The organism is Rhodococcus sp. 14-2496-1d (assembly GCF_002259365.1).
Taxonomy (GTDB): domain Bacteria; phylum Actinomycetota; class Actinomycetes; order Mycobacteriales; family Mycobacteriaceae; genus Rhodococcoides.
This window is the reverse complement of sequence record NZ_NPFV01000018.1, coordinates 579,307-596,011: the sequence shown is the minus strand read 5'-3', so window position 1 is coordinate 596,011 and position 16,705 is coordinate 579,307. Positions and strand designations below refer to the sequence as shown.

19 protein-coding genes and 1 pseudogene are annotated in these 16,705 nt (G+C 64.9%); 3 read left to right on the top strand and 17 right to left on the bottom strand.

Annotated elements, in window-relative coordinates; genetic code table 11:
* From CH296_RS16460 to CH296_RS16440, 5 genes and pseudogenes are all read right to left on the bottom strand, one after another.
* On the bottom strand, positions 1–699 hold a 699-nt coding region (locus tag CH296_RS16460; RefSeq protein WP_143546371.1), incomplete at its 3' end, for a DUF222 domain-containing protein.
* 70 nt (positions 700–769) lie between these two features.
* The gene (locus CH296_RS16455; protein ID WP_256980479.1) at positions 770–1,165 is read right to left on the bottom strand and encodes a DUF4440 domain-containing protein; all 396 of its coding nucleotides are present in this window, start codon (positions 1,163–1,165) and stop codon (positions 770–772) included.
* Between the two features lie 36 nt (positions 1,166–1,201).
* Complete coding sequence (locus CH296_RS16450; RefSeq protein WP_094646999.1) at positions 1,202–1,657, bottom strand: 6,7-dimethyl-8-ribityllumazine synthase; 456 nt, start codon at positions 1,655–1,657, stop codon at positions 1,202–1,204.
* Positions 1,658–1,667: 10 nt separating this feature from the next.
* Positions 1,668–2,100, bottom strand: a pseudogene (locus CH296_RS16445) (DUF1810 domain-containing protein).
* Positions 2,101–2,110: 10 nt separating this feature from the next.
* The gene (locus tag CH296_RS16440; protein WP_094629588.1) at positions 2,111–2,695 is read right to left on the bottom strand and encodes a TetR/AcrR family transcriptional regulator; all 585 of its coding nucleotides are present in this window, start codon (positions 2,693–2,695) and stop codon (positions 2,111–2,113) included.
* Between the two features lie 61 nt (positions 2,696–2,756).
* Between CH296_RS16440 and CH296_RS16435 the strand changes: the two genes are divergently transcribed.
* The gene (locus CH296_RS16435) at positions 2,757–3,518 is read left to right on the top strand and encodes an SDR family oxidoreductase (protein ID WP_068053047.1); all 762 of its coding nucleotides are present in this window, start codon (positions 2,757–2,759) and stop codon (positions 3,516–3,518) included.
* Here the strand turns inward: CH296_RS16435 and CH296_RS16430 are convergent.
* Entirely contained in the window at positions 3,493–3,933 is a 441-nt protein-coding gene (locus CH296_RS16430) for a MarR family winged helix-turn-helix transcriptional regulator (protein WP_094629587.1), read from the bottom strand. The genes CH296_RS16435 and CH296_RS16430 overlap by 26 nt on opposite strands.
* A 60-nt stretch (positions 3,934–3,993) precedes the next feature.
* Between CH296_RS16430 and CH296_RS16425 the strand changes: the two genes are divergently transcribed.
* Positions 3,994–4,695, top strand: a complete 702-nt coding sequence (locus tag CH296_RS16425; RefSeq protein ID WP_068053041.1) for an SDR family oxidoreductase — start codon at positions 3,994–3,996, stop codon at positions 4,693–4,695.
* Between the two features lie 13 nt (positions 4,696–4,708).
* Here the strand turns inward: CH296_RS16425 and CH296_RS16420 are convergent, their stop codons facing one another.
* The 6 genes from CH296_RS16420 to CH296_RS16395 form a co-directional block, all read right to left on the bottom strand.
* On the bottom strand, positions 4,709–5,194 hold the full coding sequence (locus CH296_RS16420) for a CoA-binding protein (protein ID WP_094629585.1): 486 nt from the start codon (positions 5,192–5,194) through the stop codon (positions 4,709–4,711).
* Positions 5,191–6,489, bottom strand: coding sequence for an O-acetylhomoserine aminocarboxypropyltransferase/cysteine synthase family protein (locus CH296_RS16415; RefSeq protein ID WP_094685203.1), 1,299 nt, complete (start codon positions 6,487–6,489; stop codon positions 5,191–5,193). Before CH296_RS16415 ends, CH296_RS16420 begins: the two co-directional genes overlap by 4 nt.
* A gap of 4 nt (positions 6,490–6,493) precedes the next feature.
* Positions 6,494–7,006: an OsmC family protein gene (locus tag CH296_RS16410; protein WP_094685202.1), complete on the bottom strand. Its 513-nt coding sequence runs from the start codon at positions 7,004–7,006 to the stop codon at positions 6,494–6,496.
* Between the two features lie 188 nt (positions 7,007–7,194).
* Positions 7,195–7,854, bottom strand: a complete 660-nt coding sequence (locus CH296_RS16405; protein ID WP_032394076.1) for an SDR family oxidoreductase — start codon at positions 7,852–7,854, stop codon at positions 7,195–7,197.
* 48 nt (positions 7,855–7,902) lie between these two features.
* Positions 7,903–8,949, bottom strand: a complete 1,047-nt coding sequence (locus CH296_RS16400) for an ABC transporter substrate-binding protein (RefSeq protein ID WP_094685201.1) — start codon at positions 8,947–8,949, stop codon at positions 7,903–7,905.
* 43 nt (positions 8,950–8,992) lie between these two features.
* Positions 8,993–10,408, bottom strand: coding sequence for an acyl-CoA synthetase (locus tag CH296_RS16395; protein ID WP_094685200.1), 1,416 nt, complete (start codon positions 10,406–10,408; stop codon positions 8,993–8,995).
* A 2-nt stretch (positions 10,409–10,410) separates the two neighbouring features.
* Here CH296_RS16395 and CH296_RS16390 point away from each other — a divergent pair, with 2 nt between their 5' ends.
* Positions 10,411–10,836: a hypothetical protein gene (locus CH296_RS16390; RefSeq protein ID WP_045199197.1), complete on the top strand. Its 426-nt coding sequence runs from the start codon at positions 10,411–10,413 to the stop codon at positions 10,834–10,836.
* Between the two features lie 168 nt (positions 10,837–11,004).
* On the opposite strand, the gene CH296_RS16385 is transcribed toward CH296_RS16390, so the two are convergent.
* The 5 genes from CH296_RS16385 to CH296_RS16365 all read right to left on the bottom strand — a co-directional run bounded on the left by CH296_RS16385 (position 11,005) and on the right by CH296_RS16365 (position 16,675).
* The gene (locus CH296_RS16385) at positions 11,005–11,622 is read right to left on the bottom strand and encodes a LysE family translocator (protein WP_094685199.1); all 618 of its coding nucleotides are present in this window, start codon (positions 11,620–11,622) and stop codon (positions 11,005–11,007) included.
* A gap of 118 nt (positions 11,623–11,740) precedes the next feature.
* A complete protein-coding gene (gene dapC / locus CH296_RS16380) occupies positions 11,741–12,844 on the bottom strand; it encodes a succinyldiaminopimelate transaminase (RefSeq protein ID WP_045199196.1) in 1,104 nt (367 codons plus the stop codon).
* Between the two features lie 4 nt (positions 12,845–12,848).
* Positions 12,849–13,172 carry a ferredoxin gene (gene fdxA / locus CH296_RS16375; RefSeq protein WP_008714223.1) on the bottom strand — a complete coding sequence of 108 codons (324 nt, stop codon included), beginning with the start codon at positions 13,170–13,172 and terminating at the stop codon, positions 12,849–12,851.
* Positions 13,173–13,286: 114 nt separating this feature from the next.
* Positions 13,287–14,045, bottom strand: coding sequence for a hypothetical protein (locus tag CH296_RS16370; protein ID WP_094685198.1), 759 nt, complete (start codon positions 14,043–14,045; stop codon positions 13,287–13,289).
* Between the two features lie 38 nt (positions 14,046–14,083).
* Positions 14,084–16,675, bottom strand: coding sequence for a bifunctional FO biosynthesis protein CofGH (locus tag CH296_RS16365; protein WP_373557284.1), 2,592 nt, complete (start codon positions 16,673–16,675; stop codon positions 14,084–14,086).
* Between the last annotated feature and the right edge of the window lie 30 nt (positions 16,676–16,705).

The window sequence follows — 16,705 nt, the reverse complement described above, 5'->3', positions numbered from 1 at the left end:
GGAGGCGAGGTACTGGTCGAGGATGTGTCCGAAGGCGTCGGCTCGTCGCTTGGCGGGGCTGCGGTCGTCTCCGGTTTTGGGTGTCTCGTCGCCGTCGGCGGCGGGTCGTGGTTCGGTCAGCGGTGAGAGTGCGGTGAGCAGCTTCTCGCCGGTGATCGCATCGAAGTCTCCTTTGAGTACCAGCCGGCCGTTCAACGTCTTGGAGGCCAAGAGTTCGTTGCGGTCGGTGTCCTCGGCGGGTGGTGTCTTGCCGCCGTAGGTGTCGTGGAGTCTGGTGATCGCTTCGCGGATCCGGTCGGTGCGTGCTTCGGGTCCGGTGGCGGCGGTGATCATCGCCTTCCTGGCCATGTCCTGCCCGGCTTGGGGGAGGTTCTTCGGTGGGGTTTCGGCGAAGGTAAGGATCAACGCGGCGTGGTCGACGGTCATGACGCCGGCGTTCACGGCGTCGGCGATGTCGGGGAAGTTCTTCAGTCCGCGGGCGAGGGCGACGATCTTGTTTGCTTTACCCGCCGAGAGCAGGGTGGTGGAGGTGAGCCAGCCTGCGGGGCCGGGGAATCCGAGTTTCTCCCGTGAGACGCGGGTGTCGATGTCGGCGACGAGAGCGATGCGCCGGGCTTCGAGCAGTTGGATCTGGTGGGAGACCGCAGCAGACTCGGCGAGGAGTTCTGCCTCGCTCAGTTGCCAGATCGCTGTGGTCATGCCATGAAGTGTATCGAACGTGCGTTCGACTGACAACCATGGTTGAATCGAAAACTATTGCGCTGCTTGACTATTCAGTCTTCCAAACCTGTCGGTGAGGTGTGGTATCGGATACAGGCGTGCCCTGCCGATAGAGGATCTTCCAATCACCCGCGCGGCGTTGCCACAACGTCATCCTGCGGGTGGATCGGCCGCCCTGCTCGAGAATGTAGGTCAGCAAATACGTATTCGAGGCAATTTCTCGGAGCTCGAATTCACTGGCTGTCCAGTCGACATCGAGTTGCCCGGTGGGGTCGGATGCGTATCGCTTTTCGAGAACGGCCCAGACGTGCTCGCGGTCGTATCGCCTGCCCGACGCACCGACCTCCCAGAAACCCACGTCCGTCAAGCGATCGAAATCCTCACGCGTGATGCCAAACTCACGGCGATGGAAAATCGGCTCTCGTCGTTCGAGCTCCTCGAGCACCGCATACTCGTCGAACACAGGATTGCCCGCCGAGCGTCAGCCGATGGTCCCCAGTGACGCCAGGGTTTTCACCACAGCCCGTGCGGCTTCTGCGCCTTTGGTTTCGAGGTGGGCGGTGAAGAAGGCGTTGTGGTCGGCGTGTTCGTGGAAGTGGTGTGGCGTCAGCACCACGGAGAACACCGGCACGTCGGTGTCCAGCTGCACTCGCATCAGGCCGTCGATGACCGCCGTTTCGACGAAGTCGTGTCGGTAGATTCCGCCGTCCACCACCAGTGCAGCGGCGACGATCGCGGAGTACTTGCCCGTCTTGGCGAGCCGCTGTGCGTGCAGTGGGATCTCGAAGGCCCCGGGTACCTCGAACACGTCGACAGTCGTCTCGGTTTCTCCGAGATTCTTCAGCTCGGCAGCGAATCCCACTCTCGCGCGATCGACGATGTCCAAGTGCCAGCTGGCGTGGACGAAGGCAATGGATCCGGCGAGTGGAGTCGTCATGGATGCGATGCTAGCGGTATCGCTCGTCGAGCAAGTCGAGTGTCGGGCTATCGAATTCACCGGCGAAATACTTCTGCAACACTTCGCCGAATACGGACGGACCCTTGGTAGCTTCGGCGAAAAGCGTCATGGACGAATGCAACTTCAGGTTGTCGGGATAGCCGAAGATCTCGTCGACCGTCCGCCCCTCGACAGCTGCCACAAGCCTTGCTGCCTTCTTCAGGCGAGGGGCCCAACACTTCGTGCGAGAGGTAGAGCTCCGCCTCGGTCAGATCGGCGATGCCGAAGTGTTGAGCGGTCGCGCTACGCCCCAGTCCCGCCAACTGCGGGAACACGAACCACATCCAGTGTGTCTGCTTGCGTCCCGCCTTCAGTTCCTTCGTTACCGCGGTCCAGACGGGGTCCTGGGCGTCGACGAAGCGTTGCAGGTCGTATTCGGTCATGCCGTTCAACCTAGGTGAACCCACGCAGCAGCGTGTCGACGGTCGCGTCGAGAAGATCCTCGATCGCGACGCCGTCGAGCAGGTCCCCGGTGGCCAGCATCGCAAGTCCGTGCACGCTCGCGAAAGCAACCCGCGCGAGGATCTCGGGTGGAGCCTCGGTGATCACACCTGCGGCGATGGCTTCGCTGAGCAATGCCTCGGTGGCGGTCATGCTTTCGTGCGCAACAGTTTTCAGCTTCTCGCTGGCGTCGGGATGATGCTTGGTGCTGTACATGACGTCCAGCAACTCCGGATGTTCGACCGCGAATCCGAGGTAGGCGCGAGCGACTGCACGAAACCGAGCCATCAGCTCACCGGGCCCAGTTGCCGCGGCGACCATCCGGCGGTTCAGTTCCTCGAAACCGTGCAGGGCCAGCGCATCCAACAGCGCTTGCTTGTCGCGGAAGTGGCGCGCGGGAGCACCGTGACTGACGCCGACATCTCTGGCCAGTTGCCGAAGCGACAACGCGTCGACCCCGCCGTGCGCGATGCTCCGTTCGGCCTCGTCGAGCAACACCGCGCGCAGGTCGCCATGGTGGTAGCGCTGCGTTGCCATGACCTCACCCTAGGCGATGTTGGCGTTGACAACAATGCTGACACTGCCTACATTGGCAGCCATGACTTCCACAGCGCTCATCACCGGAGCAAGTTCGGGCCTCGGCGAGGAATTCGCCACCCGCTTCGCCGCACGCGGCGAGAACGTCGTCCTCGTGGCGCGACGCGCCGATCGACTGAACGCCCTGGCACGGCGCATCGAAGCCGATCACGGGGTGACGGCCACCGTCGTAGCCATGGATCTTGGCGTCCCCGGCATCGGCGAAACCCTTCGAACCACATTGGCGGACAGGGGAATCACACCCACCACACTGATCAACAACGCAGGCTTCGGCACGCACGGGAAGTTCGCCGACGAGGATCCGAAGCGCGTGGCCGCAGAGATCGCCCTCAACATCAGTGCGCTGGTCGACCTCACTCACGCATTCCTGCCGAACCTGACCGGCGCACTGATCAACGTCGCGAGTACCGCCGCGTACCAACCCACACCCAACATGGCCGTCTACGGCGCAACGAAGGCATTCGTCCTGAACTTCACCGAAGCGCTGGCCTTCGAGCACCGCGCCTCGCTGCTGAAGATTCTCGCGCTCTCCCCCGGCCCTACCCGCACCGAGTTCTTCGACGTCGTCGGATCCGAGGACGCCGCGGTGGGCAACTTCCAGACCTCCGAGCAAGTGGTCGCGACGGCTCTGCGCGCGTTGGACTCTCGCCGCACCCCCGCCAGCATCGTGTCCGGCCTGTCCAACAAGATCAGCGCCGGCAGTGTCCGTTTTGCTCCACGTGCACTGGCCACCGTGATCAGTGGTCGCCTGCTGAAAGCATGAGGCCGGCAAGGATGCGCTCGAACACCACTCGCTCGGAAGCCGGAATCGCGTCGAGCAGATACCGTCTGACCGCCTCCGCGTGAACGGGCCGCGCGCGCACGACGGCGTCGCGCCCCACCTCGGTGAGAACTACCTCCACTCCCCCGTCGACCGGACGACGAGTGATCAGTCCGCGGTCGGCCATTCGGGTCAGATGATGCGACAGCCGACTGCGATGCCACTCGAGCAACGCCGCCAATGCGCTCTGCCGCAGCACCCCATGCCCTATTTCGTGCACTCGGGTCAGAACCGCGAAGTCCTGATCCGACAAGCCAGTTCTGTCCGCGATCTCCGCGGTGACGCGAGTCCATACGGCGTCCTGCGCCCGCTTCCACGCGTGCCACAGGGCCATCTCGGATTCGTTCAACAGCGTCATTGCGCCACCCTATCCACCGACCTGTTGACATGACAACACAACCGGGTGCATGGTGTTGATATGACAACACACACTGCTTTGGTCACGGGTGCCAACCGAGGCATCGGCCTTGCCATCGTCCGCGGCCTCGCCGCCCAGGGGTTTGTCGTCTATCTGGGCTCGCGAGATCTCGCCGGGGGCGTCACCGCGGCCACCGGGATCGACGGAGACGTACGCCCGATTCGGCTCGATGTCACCTCGGCCGACGACATCGACGAGGCCGTCCGACACATCGACACCGAAGTGGGCCACCTCGACGCTCTGATCAACAACGCAGGCATCAACGTCGGCTATCACCGCCCTATCGAGGAGAATTCGTCGGATCTGCGAAAGGTGTACGACGTCAACGTCTTCGCCGTCGTCGATGTGACCAACGCATTCCTGCCGCTACTGAGAGAGTCCCCGGCCGGTCGGATCGTCAACGTCACCAGCAAGCGCGGTTCCATCGGCGAGGACGGCGCATGGGTGGGCACGCCATCGATGGCGTATTCGAGCTCGAAGACCGCTCTGAACGCCCTCACCGTCCACTACGCCCGAGACCTTGCCGATACCCCGATCAAGGTCAACGGAGCAGCTCCTGGGCACGTCGCCACCGACTTCAATGGATTCCGCGGAACGCGATCGCCGGACGAGGGTGCGGCCGTGGCGATTCGACTCGCCACCCTCGACGCCGACGGACCCACCGGACTGGTTTTCGAGGACAACACCGTCCTCACGTGGTGAGGCGTACGCGCGCCTACCCCCGTGTCCGACGCGAATCGATCACTCCCGTATCGAATCCGGCCAGGTGCAATCCCCCGTGGAATCGGGCGTGTTCGATCTTGAGGCACCGATCCATGACGACGTTCAATCCCGCTGCCTCGCCGTCGTTGGCCACCTGCTCGTGCCACAGCCCCAGCTGAAGCCAGATCGTCTTCGCCTGCGCTGCAATGGTTTCCGAAAGCACTTCAGGAAGGTCGTCGTACTTGCGGAACACGTCGACCAGATCCGGCGGCTTCGGTAGTTCGGCGAGTGTGGGGTATACCGTCGTTCCTTCGATGTCGGTGACCGTCGGGTTCACCAGAAAGATCTCGTAGTTGCTCGTCGACGAGAGGTATCGGTTGACGAAGTAGCTTGCCCGCGAGGGGTTCTTCGACGCACCGACGATCGCGACGGTCTTCGTCTCTCGCAGGATGCGTTGCCGCTGCGGCGCGGACGGGCCCTGCCAGGTGCGTTCGCTCATGACCGAGCCTTTCCTGTTGCCAGCGTCAGGGCCTGATCCAGGTCCCACAGAATGTCCTCGGCGTCTTCGAGGCCGACGCTGATACGAATCAGCTCGGGACCGACACCTGCTCCGCGCAGTTGCTCGTCGGTCAGTTGTCGGTGCGTGGTGCTGCCCGGGTGGATAACCAGCGTGCGCACGTCACCGATGTTGGCGACGTGGCTGGCGACCTGGACGCTCTCGACGAACGCCTGCCCGGCCTCGCGGCCACCGTCGATTCCGAAAGCGAACACCGCACCGGGACCGGCGGGAAGGTACTTCGCTGCCCGGTCGTGATGCGGATGGCCCTCCAGGCCAGCCCATCTCACGTAGTCGACACGCGAATCGTGATCGAGCCACTCGGCGACCACTCGGGCATTGCCCACGTGCGCGTCCATCCGTTGCGGCAGCGTTTCCACTCCCTGGATCAACGTGAATGCCGATTGCGGTGCCAATGCGCCCCCGATGTCGCGCAACTGCTCGCTGCGCAGCTTCGTCAGAAAGCCGTACTCGCCGAAGTTCCCCCACCACGACAGCCCGCCGTACGACGCGACCGGTTCGGTCATCTGCGGGAATTTACCCGAGCCCCAATCGAATCGACCGGATTCGATCACCACTCCCCCGAGGGTGGAACCATGTCCGCCGAGGAACTTGGTGGCCGAGTGGATCACGATGTCGGCACCGAATTCGATGGGCCGACTGAGCCAGGGAGTCGCCATCGTCGCGTCGATCACCAACGGAATTCCGTGATCGTGGGCCACGGCGGCGAGACCCTCGAGGTCGGCGATCTCGCCCGACGGGTTGCCGATGATCTCGGCGTAGATCAGTTTGGTCGAATCCGTCACCGCCGCTTGGTAATCCGCCGGATCGGTGCCGGGAACGAACGTGGTCTCGACGCCGAAGCGGCGCAGGGTCACATCGAGCTGGGTCACCGTGCCGCCGTAGAGTCCGGCCGCGGCAACGATGTGGTCTCCGCTACCGGCAAGCGCAGCGAACACCGCGAACTCGGCCGACAACCCACTGGCGAACGCGACCGCCCCGATACCGCCTTCGAGGCTCGCAATGCGCTCCTCGAAGGCGGCGACGGTGGGGTTCCCGATGCGGCTGTAGACGTTGCCGTACTTCTGCAGAGCGAACAGATCGCCCGCGTCCGCCGAATTCTCGAACACGTAGCTCGCCGTCTGATAGATCGGCACCGCGCGCGAACCGGTGGAAGGGTCAGGTCTCGCTCCGGCGTGAATTGCTCTGGTACGCAGGCCGAATGTCCGTTCGCTCATGACATCAGGCCGTTTCGAGAACGGTGTGAATCGGGGTGGGATTGCGCGTCAGATCCAGCACGGGGCAGTGGTCGTCGACGGCCTTCTGCAGCTCCTCGTACCGCTCCCGGGTTTCGGGACCGGTGACGGTCACGACGACGCGCACCTCACCGAATCCGGGACGAACGTTGTCGTCGAAACCGAAGAATCCGCGAACGTCGAGGTCACCCTCGGCCTTGGCCTTGATGTCGTCGACGACGATACCGAGCTTCTCCGCCCAGACGCGGTACGTGACCACCTGGCAGGACAGCAGTGACGCCAGGTAGTACTCGAGCGGGTTGGCCGCCTTGTTCTCACCACCGAGGGCGGGCGGCTCGTCGACCTCGACGCTGTACTTGCCCAGGGTGACGGTGCTGGCGACGGCATCGTGCGCGGTGACCGAGGCCCGGAAGACCGCCTGGGCGTTCTTGGCGTCGGCCTGCACGGCCTCGTCGGTGGCGGCGATGATGCCGCCGAGGTGGGACACAGATGTGGTCATGGGTGATCCTGTTCGTCGAAAAAGGTTGCCGGAAGAACCCGAGGAGCACGTAGCTCGTCGGGGCTGGGTTCGATCGACAGTTACGAACAGGAAGAAGTGCAGACCAGGCACAGATCGATGGTGCGACGACGCACGAGCCTTCTGCCCGCGTCGGTCACATGTGTCTCGGTCACGGTGCCGACAATAGCCTAAGAGAACTGGTCTGCGCCGACGTCGGTTTCGTCGTCGGTGATCGCCGCGACGATACGTTCCGCCACCGCCTCCGGCGTCAGACCCTGGGGCAGTTTCGGTGCCTGCCCGGCGATCGGCCGCGTCGCAAGACCCGTCTCGGTGTGCGGCGGACGCACGTCGACGATTCTTATCTTCGACTTACGTGCCTCTGTACGAACGCTTTTCAGCAGTGCCGTCACCGCGGCCTTGCTCGCCGAGTAGGCACCCATGTTCGGCATCGGCTTGTCGGCCACGACGGCACTGATGTTGAGCACGAACCCGCCCTGATCCAGCGTGGTCAGCGCTTCTCGAAGTACCCGCAATGGTGCGAGATAGTTGAGCAGCAACAGTTCGTCGACGGTGTCGTCGTCCACGTCGGTGACCGGCCCGAACGCCACGACACCTGCGGCGATGACGATCCCGTCCAGTCCGCCGTGGTGTTCGACGGCCTCCGCGACCACCGAGCGAGCCGAATCAGGCAGCGTCAGATCGGCATTCACCGTGTGGTGGTCAGACTCGATGCTCCGGCCGCTCACGGTCAGCCGAGCACCGGCCTTCGCGAGCTGCTCGACGATCGGACCGCCGAGACCGCCACTGGCACCGAATACGAGAATGCGCGCACCATCGATAGTGGTCATCTCTCGAATTTAACCGCCGCCTCGCACTCCTGCTGACGACGGCGTTCATCAGAGCAGTTCGGCTGCGCGGCGGACCACATCGATGCAGATGTCGAGATTGAGCGGGCTCAACGTCGAGAAGCCCTGAGCCACTTCACCTTGTTCGAGCACCACCACCCGGCCCGCTGCGACGCTCGGCAACGAGGTGAACAGTTCGGTATCGACGATCCCGGTCGAGCCGAAGTCGAACACGACGAGCACGTCGGCATCGGCGAGGATGTCGGCGTTCTCTGCGGAGAACTCGGGGCGCGGGGCGTCGGCGGTCGCTCCGTCGGACAGGGCGGCGACCGTCGTGAACCCGGCCCGCCGGAACAGATCCACGGCAGGGATCGACTCGTGACCGAGTCCGTAGAACGTCGACGTGTCGTAGGCGGCAATCAGACCGACCGTCGCACCTGCGACGTCGAGGCCTTCGAGCGCGGCGGACATCCTCGCCTCGGTGTCCGAGATGAGCTCGTCCGCGCGATCTCGCCGATCGAGTGCGTCGCCGATGATCTGCAGGTTGCGTCGCCAATCGAAGTACGCGATCTGAAGCACCGGGGCGAGCGATTCGAGCTGGGAACGAGACTCGGCCACCCCGTCGTCTCCGATGATGAGGTCCGGTTCGGCCGCGGCGATGCGCTCGGTGTCGATCGACTCGCCGAGGGAGATCCGCTCACTCGACCCGCCGAGTTCGGTGAGGGCGTTCTCGTGCCATTCCCACGACCGGTTCGGTGCGCCGGTCATCTCGGCGAAGCCCTCACGCACTCCGAACTGCACGGGGACGACACCGAGCGCGAGCACCGTGTCCAGATCCCACAGGTTGGCCACACACGCCACCCGCTGTGGCCGACGGTCGATCACGACGGACTCACCGGCGTCGTCGACGATCGTGCGGGGATATCCGTCCGCGGCCGTCTCGTCGCCCGAGGCCTGCTCCTCACCGGTACCGCATCCGGCGAGCAGGGCCGCGATGGCGACGCTGCCGATGAGGAACTCACGACGCGTCGCGGCCTCGATCGTGCCGGTCTCGAGCTGGGTTGCACCGATGGCGATTGCGGGCGCAGGTGCGGTCATGGCTCAAAACGATAGGCATGCCTAACCTATGACGTCAACAGCGTCAGCCGAGCAGCTTCTTCTGCACCTTCCCCATCGCATTACGCGGGAGGGAGTCGACGACGCGAATCTCGCGGGGCCGCTTGTGAATCGACAGCTCGGTGGCCACCAGATCGATCAGCACCCGATCCTCCACATCGGTGCCGACGACGAACGCGACGATGCGCTGACCCAGATCGTCGTCGGGCACACCGACCACGGCCACCTCGTCGACGCTCGGATGCCCCAGCAACACCGTCTCGATCTCCCCTGCGCCGACGCGATATCCGCCGGACTTGATCAGATCGGTCGAGGCTCGTCCCACGATTCGATGGAAGCCGTCGGGCTCGATGAGAGCGACGTCCCCGGTGTCGAACCACCCGTCCTCGGTGAAGGTCTTCGCCGTCGCCTCGGGGTTGTTCAGGTAGCCGTCGAACAGCATCGGGCAGCGGATCTGCAACGCTCCGATGGATTCGCCGTCGTGCGGCAGGATTTCGCCCTTCTCACCGCGCAACCGTGTCTCGACGCCCGCAACCGGCAGTCCGACCGAGCCTGCTCGACGCTCCCCGTCGGCGCGGGTACTGATGGTGATGAGGGTTTCGCTCATGCCGTATCGCTCGATCGGAGCCTGGCCGGTGAGTTCACGCAGCTTCTCGAACACCGGGACCGGAAGCGGGGCACTGCCGGAAACCAGCAGACGGGCACCGGCAAGAGCGCGGGCCGAGTCCTCGTCCGCGGCGATGCGCGACCATACGGTCGGCACCCCGAAGTACAGGGATCCGCGTGCGGCCGCGTACAGCTCCGGCGTCGGCTTACCGGTGTGGATCAGCGGGCTGCCCACCCGAAGCGGGCCGAGGACACCGAGAATGAGGCCGTGCACGTGGAACAACGGAAGCCCCTGCACCACAGTGTCTTTCGACGTCCATGCCCAGGCCTGCGCCAACGCGTCGAGCCCGGCCGCGATGGCGCTGCGAGAGATCAGGACGCCTTTCGGCGGGCCGGTGGTACCGGAGGTGTACAGCACGAACGCAACCGAGGACGGCAGCGGTTCGGGGTAGCTGTGCCACGACCGTGCATGCTGACGCACCGGCAGAACATCGAGGCCGGAGGTAGCGGGCGGCGCTTCACCGAGCCACGCCTGCGCGCCCGAGTCGCGGAGGATGTGCTCACGTTCGGCCACCCCGGCATCGGGCGGAACGGGTACCACGGTGACACCGGCGATCAGTGCACCCACGACGGCGAGCACCGTCTTCACCGACGGCGTCGCGTAGATCGCGAGGCGGTCGGCTCGTGAGATGCGCTCGGCCACGGACGTCGCCGCGCCCAGGATATCGGCACGAGAGAGGGAGACTCCGTCGATCGTGATGGCGTCGGGAATATCGTCTCCCCGCGCAACGGCGAGTGGGTTCAGTGAACGAAGCAGCACATGGCTACCGTACATACATGGACGTGGACGGAATCGACACCGGCGACTACGCCGAGTACATGACGGTCGCCGCTGGTGACCTGCAGGCGGGTGTCTATCTGATCGGAACCGACGCAGAGCAGGACACCGATTCCGAGGACGACCTCGATCTGGACCTCGAGGACTCCGATTCCGACGATGACGACATCGACGTCGCACACGTCACCGACGGCGCGCCGAGGCTGGTCTACTCGGTGCAGTCCGACGACTTCTGGACCCGCGTCGAATTGGCCGATCTCCGAGCCACCCAACTCTACGAGGAAGCTCACGCACGCAATCCCGAGGTCAACACCGAGCCGAAACGGTTCACCACCGTCGAGGCGTTCGGCAGCAACGAACTGGTCTACATCCTGCGCATCCGACGCGGCGGCTGGGATGTGGGCGAGCCGGACCTCGAGCCGTGATCGGCTAGCCCCCTCTGGTCCTCGCAAACGCGCGCGCGTTTGCTGAACGCGAGTGGTTTCGCGTCACGAATCTGCGTGCCTATGGCAAGTGCGCGCGCGTGTGTGCGAGATCCAGGCCGCGCACCAGTGCCCGTCAGTCGTGAAACGTGATGCTGCCGATTCCCTGACTCAGGCCGAGGATGCGACGGTGCCGACGCCGAGCGCGACCAGGATTCCGGCGCTGATGCGGTCGATCCAGTCGGTGACCGCAGGCCTGCGCAGCAGCGCGACCGCACGTGAGGCGAGAACGGAAAACACTCCCATCACCAGAGCGGCCACCACCACCTCGACCAGCCCGAGCGTCATGGCACCGGTGAAGGTGACCACGGTGAGGAACTGCGGCACCACTGCGAGGTAGAACAGCCCGACCTTGGGATTGAGCGCGCACGAGAGAACTCCGGCGCCGAACGCCGACCACGCAGACGCAGCGACAGGCACCAGCGGCTCACCGGCCACCTTGTTCTTCCGTCGGGCGCGGAAAGCCTTCACGCCCAGGTACAGCAGATACAGTCCGCCGAGAATCTTGACGACGCGATACGCCGTCGCGGACTGTTCGACGATCGCCGCCAGCCCGACGGCCACCAGCACGGCCCAGAACAGTCCACCGATCGCGACGCCCATCGCCGCCGCGATGCCCGGCTTGAGACCGCCGATGCTGTAACGCAGCACCAGAAACGAATCGGGCCCGGGCAGAATCGCCAGCAGAAAACACACACCGGCGAAGCTGAGCAGCAGGCTGAGAGTCATGGGTACATGAGAACACCCGGGCCGAGCCGAAGCCAACCGACTTTTCTGTCCACAATTCGCATCGAGAAACGGAATTCCGTTCGCCGGGCCGAATTGTGGACAGTCTGTGCACCACGCACTATCCGCGCAGGCGAGTCGCCGCAGCCTCGATGCGTTCGTCCGTGGCCGTCAACGCGATCCGCACGTGATGGGCACCGTCGGGACCGTAGAACTCCCCCGGTGCGGCGAGGATGCCGCGCTGGGCGAGCCAGTCGACGGTGTCGCGGCACTTCTCACCCCGCGTGGCCCAGAGGTAGAGCCCGGCTTCGGAGTGGTCGACGGTGAAGCCCGCTGCCTCGACGGCGGATTTGAGAGTCGTTCGCCGGGCTCGGTATCGCTCGCGCTGGATGTTCTCGTGCTCGTCGTCGGCCAGTGCGGCGGTCATGGCAGCTTGGATCGGCAACGGCACCATCATGCCGGCATGCTTGCGCACCTCGAGCAACTCGGCGACGAGGGAGGCATCTCCGGTGACGAAGCCGGCGCGATAGCTGGCCAGGTTCGAGGTCTTCGAGAGTGAGTGCACCGCAAGGAGATTGGTGTGATCTCCGTCGCACACGCGGGGGTCGAGAACCGACACGGCCTCGGCATCCCAGGTCAGACCCAGGTAGCACTCGTCGGAGACGACGATCGCGTCACGTTCGCGGGCCCAGTCGACAACCTTGCGCAGGTGCTCGACACCGAGCACCTTGCCCGTCGGGTTGGACGGCGAATTGACGAATATCAACGACGCCCGCTCCGGTCCGAGACGCGCGAGACCGTCTGCCCGCAGAATACGAGCGCCGGCAAGCAGAGCACCCACTTCGTAAGTGGGATATGCCAGTTCGGGGATGACGACCAGGTCCTCGGCTCCGAGGCCCAGCAATGTCGGCAACCACGCGATCATTTCCTTGGTGCCGATGGCAGGCAGCACCGCGTCGACCCCGATGCCGGTGATCGAGTAGCGGCGCTCGAGCGCGGCGACCGCGGCCTCCCGCAGCGCAACGGTACCGACGGTGGTCGGGTATCCGGGTTCGTCCGCAACCGAATTCAGTGCGGTGCGGATGACCTCGGCAACCGGATCCACCGGTGTCCCGACCGATAGATTGACGATGCCGTCCGGGTGCGCCGACGCCGTCTCCTTGGCAGCGGTCAACGAGTCCCATGGGAAATCGGGCAGCGTCGCTGCCACCGCTCTGCGTGCCAAGGCGTCAGTTCTCGCCCATGGGAGGCAGAGCCTTGATGAACGGCGGGTCGTAGTCCGTCTTGCCGAGCTTGGCTGCGCCACCGGGAGATCCCAGGTCGTCGAAGAAATCGACGTTGGCACCGACGTATGCGCTCCACTGCTCGGGCACATCGTCCTCGTAGAAAATGGCCTCGACGGGGCACACGGGCTCGCAGGCTCCGCAGTCGACGCATTCGTCGGGGTGGATGTACAGCATTCGGTTACCCTCGTAGATGCAATCCACCGGGCACTCTTCGATGCACGCTTTGTCCAGTACATCTACGCACGGTTCTGCAATCGAGTAGGTCACTGCTGCTCTCCCCTCCTGTATCGATCGTGGGCGCTCGCGCGCCCTGAGCATCCTAGTATCGCCGTCCGAACTCGAGGCCGACCGACTCAGGGTCGCCTCACCTGCCCCGCTCGACTATCGACGCAACTGCTTCGCGGGCGAGTCGGCACCGAGTGCCGATGCCTTCTTGTGGGCCGCGAGCCACTTGCGCCCCAGCTTGGCGGCACGCGAGAGGGCGCCGCGCTCACCGAGATATCCGGCGACGCCACCGACGAGCGGGATGGCACCGAGCACGCGGTAGAAGCCGCGGGGGTGCGGACGCTTCTCCAGTTCGCCTGCCACGTCCCGCAGTACGTTCGCGATCTGCCACATTCCGCGCAGCAGTGCGAACGGACCCGACTTGGGTGACTGCTCCTTCTGCGCTGGAGCACTGTCGGCCAGGGACGTCAGATCGCGCTTGCACAGCACCGATCCGAGCAGCGCGACGTGCGTCTCGCGGTCGGTGACCCCCGACTCGCGCGCCACGGCCACGAGCACCATCGCCTGGTTGGCGAACCCGAGCAGATCCTGGATCGGCAGGCGGTTGACCAGAATGCCGAACACACCGGGGAACGCCACGGCCACGGTGTTGAGTGCGCCGATCCGATTGACCCACCACTGCGAACGAGCGTCGCTGTCGAGCTTCTCCCAGCCCGCGGTACCGGGGAAATCGGTGGTGTCGAAGGCCTTCGCGAGGAAATCGATGACGTTGTCGAGCGTCGAGTCATCCGCGGAGGACTCACGGAACGTGCGCCCCTTGAGCCCGATCGGATCCCGTGTCGCCAGTATGTCGAGCACGGGATGAATGATGGCGACGGCACTGCTCAGAACCGCGGCGACTCGACGGTCGTCCATGTCAGACAAGCTCCATTTCGAAAAAGGGGACCCGAGGGTCAGATCAAGCCGGCAACCGATACCGCCGGAGCCGGGCCGTACGTGGTGGTGCGCTGACGAACCGGTCGTCCGATGCCGTCGGCGATCTCGTGCAGTTCCGCGACGGTCTTCTCCGAACCGTTCTGCGAACCCGCCATACGCGAGATCGTCTCCTCCATCAGGGTCCCTCCCAGATCGTTCGCGCCTCCGTTCAGCATCGCCTGTGTACCCGTGATTCCCAATTTCACCCACGATGTCTGGATGTTGTCGATTCGGCCGTGCAGCATGATGCGAGCCAGGGCGTGCACCGCACGGTTGTCGCGGTTGGTCGGCCCGGGTCGGGACGCTCCGGCCAGATACAGCGGCGAGGACTGGTGCACGAACGGCAGCGGCACGAATTCGGTGAACCCACCGGTCTTGTCCTGGATCTTCTTGAGCACGTTCAGGTGACCGACCCAGTGCGACGGATTGTCGACGTGCCCGTACATCATCGTCGAGCTCGACCGCAGGCCCACCTCGTGCGCGGTGGTGATCACTTCGATCCACTCGGCAGCGGGCAGCTTGCCCTTGGTGAGCACCCAGCGGACCTCGTCGTCGAGGATCTCCGCGGCCGTACCCGGTATCGAGTCCAGCCCGGCGGCCCGGAGTTCGGTGAGCCACTCGCGAATCGACTGACCGCCGCGGGAGGCCCCGTTGACGATCTCCATCGGTGAGAACGCGTGCACGTGCATGGACGGAACCCGAGCCTTGACCGCACGCACCAGGTCGGCGTAGCCCGTCACCGGTAGTTCGGGGTCGATTCCACCCTGCATGCAGACCTCGGTGGCACCGACGACGTGCGCTTCCCACGCACGATCGGCGACCTCGGCGGTGGACAGGGTGAACGCATCGGCGTCACCCTTGCGCTGCGCGAACGCACAGAAGCGGCACCCGGTGTAGCAGATGTTGGTGAAGTTGATGTTCCGGTTCACCACGTAGGTGACGGTGTCTCCGTTGACCTGCTTGCGCAGATCGTCCGCCAGGGCCGCGACGGCGTCCATGCCCGGACCCTCGGCCGTGGCGAGTGCGAGGTACTGCTCGTCGGTCAGCCCGGCCGGATCCTTCTCCGCCGCCGTCAATGCGGACACCAAGTCGCGATCGACCCGCTCGAGCCCGGCGAGATCGCGCACCTGCTCGCGAATGGAGTCCCAGTCGCCGAACGCATTCGCCAGATCCGAGCGCGTCTCGGTATTGCGTCCCTGAGTGTCGATCTCGGTGTTCAGGTCGACGCGTCCCGAGGACTCCCACTCCTCGTCCGGCTCCTGCCACGGCAGACCCGTCGGGTTGACGTTCTCACGCGCCATGCCGGTCTCGGGATCGGCGAGCGCCCGCACGTGCGCCGAGATCCGCGGATCGATCCACGGAGCGCCGGCCAGAACGTACTGCGGTTGCGCTGCAACACGTTCCACCAAGCGGTAGCCCGCCTTGTCGGACAGCTCGGCGAGGGTGTCGAGGTTGGGCCACGGCCGCTCCGGGTTGACGTGATCGGGAGTCAGCGGCGAGACCCCGCCCCAATCGTCGACGCCTGCACCGAGCAGCGCTGCGGTCTCCTCCGGCTCGACCAGATTCGGCGGAGCCTGAATCCGCATCGACGGGCCGACCACGATGCGCGTCACCGCGATGGTCGCCAGGAATTCTTCGAGCCCCGCATCGGGAACGGACCGCATCGCGGTGTCGGACTTCGCCAGGAAGTTCTGCACTATGATTTCCTGAACGTGTCCGAAAGACTTGTGCACCTTACGAATTGCCATGATCGACTCGGCGCGATCGCGCAGTGTCTCGCCGATTCCCACCAGAATTCCGGTCGTGAACGGAATGTTCAGGCGACCCGCGTCGGTCAACGTCCGCAGCCGAACCTCGGGATCCTTGTCGGGGCTGCCGTAGTGCGCCTGCCCCTTCTCCTCGAACAACCGACGCGAGGTGGTCTCGAGCATCATCCCCATCGACGGGGCGACCGGCTTGAGTCGCGACAGCTCCTGCCACGACATCACTCCCGGATTGAGGTGCGGCAGCAGTCCGGTCTCCTCGAGCACCCGGATCGACATGGCGCGCACGTAATCCAGGGTCGAATCGTAGCCGCGGGAATCGAGCCACGCCTTGGCCTCGGGCCACCGCTCCTCCGGTCGGTCACCGAGGGTGAACAGCGCTTCCTTGCACCCGAGCGCGGCACCCTTGCGAGCGACGTCGATGATCTCGTCGGGATCCATGAACATCCCGTGCCCGGCGGCATTGAGCTTGCCGGGCACCGTGACGAACGTGCAGTAATGGCACTTGTCACGGCACAACCGCGTGATGGGTACGAAGACCTTTCGCGAATAGGAGACCGTCTTCGGACGCCCGGCCGACTCCAGACCCGCATCACGAACTCGCGCGGCCGACGCCATCAGATCCACCAGATCGTCCCCGCGCGCATGCAGCAGAACCGTCGCCTCGTCGACGTTCAACGAGACTCCGTCCCGGGCGCGACGCAGAACGCGGCGCATGGCGGAAGCGGCTGGAGCGGTATCAGGCAGCGAAGTCACCAGTCGATCATGCGCTTCCTGGTACGCACGTGCCACCCACCCCTCCCCCATTCGGGTCGTTCCGCAGGCTCCACTCCTCCC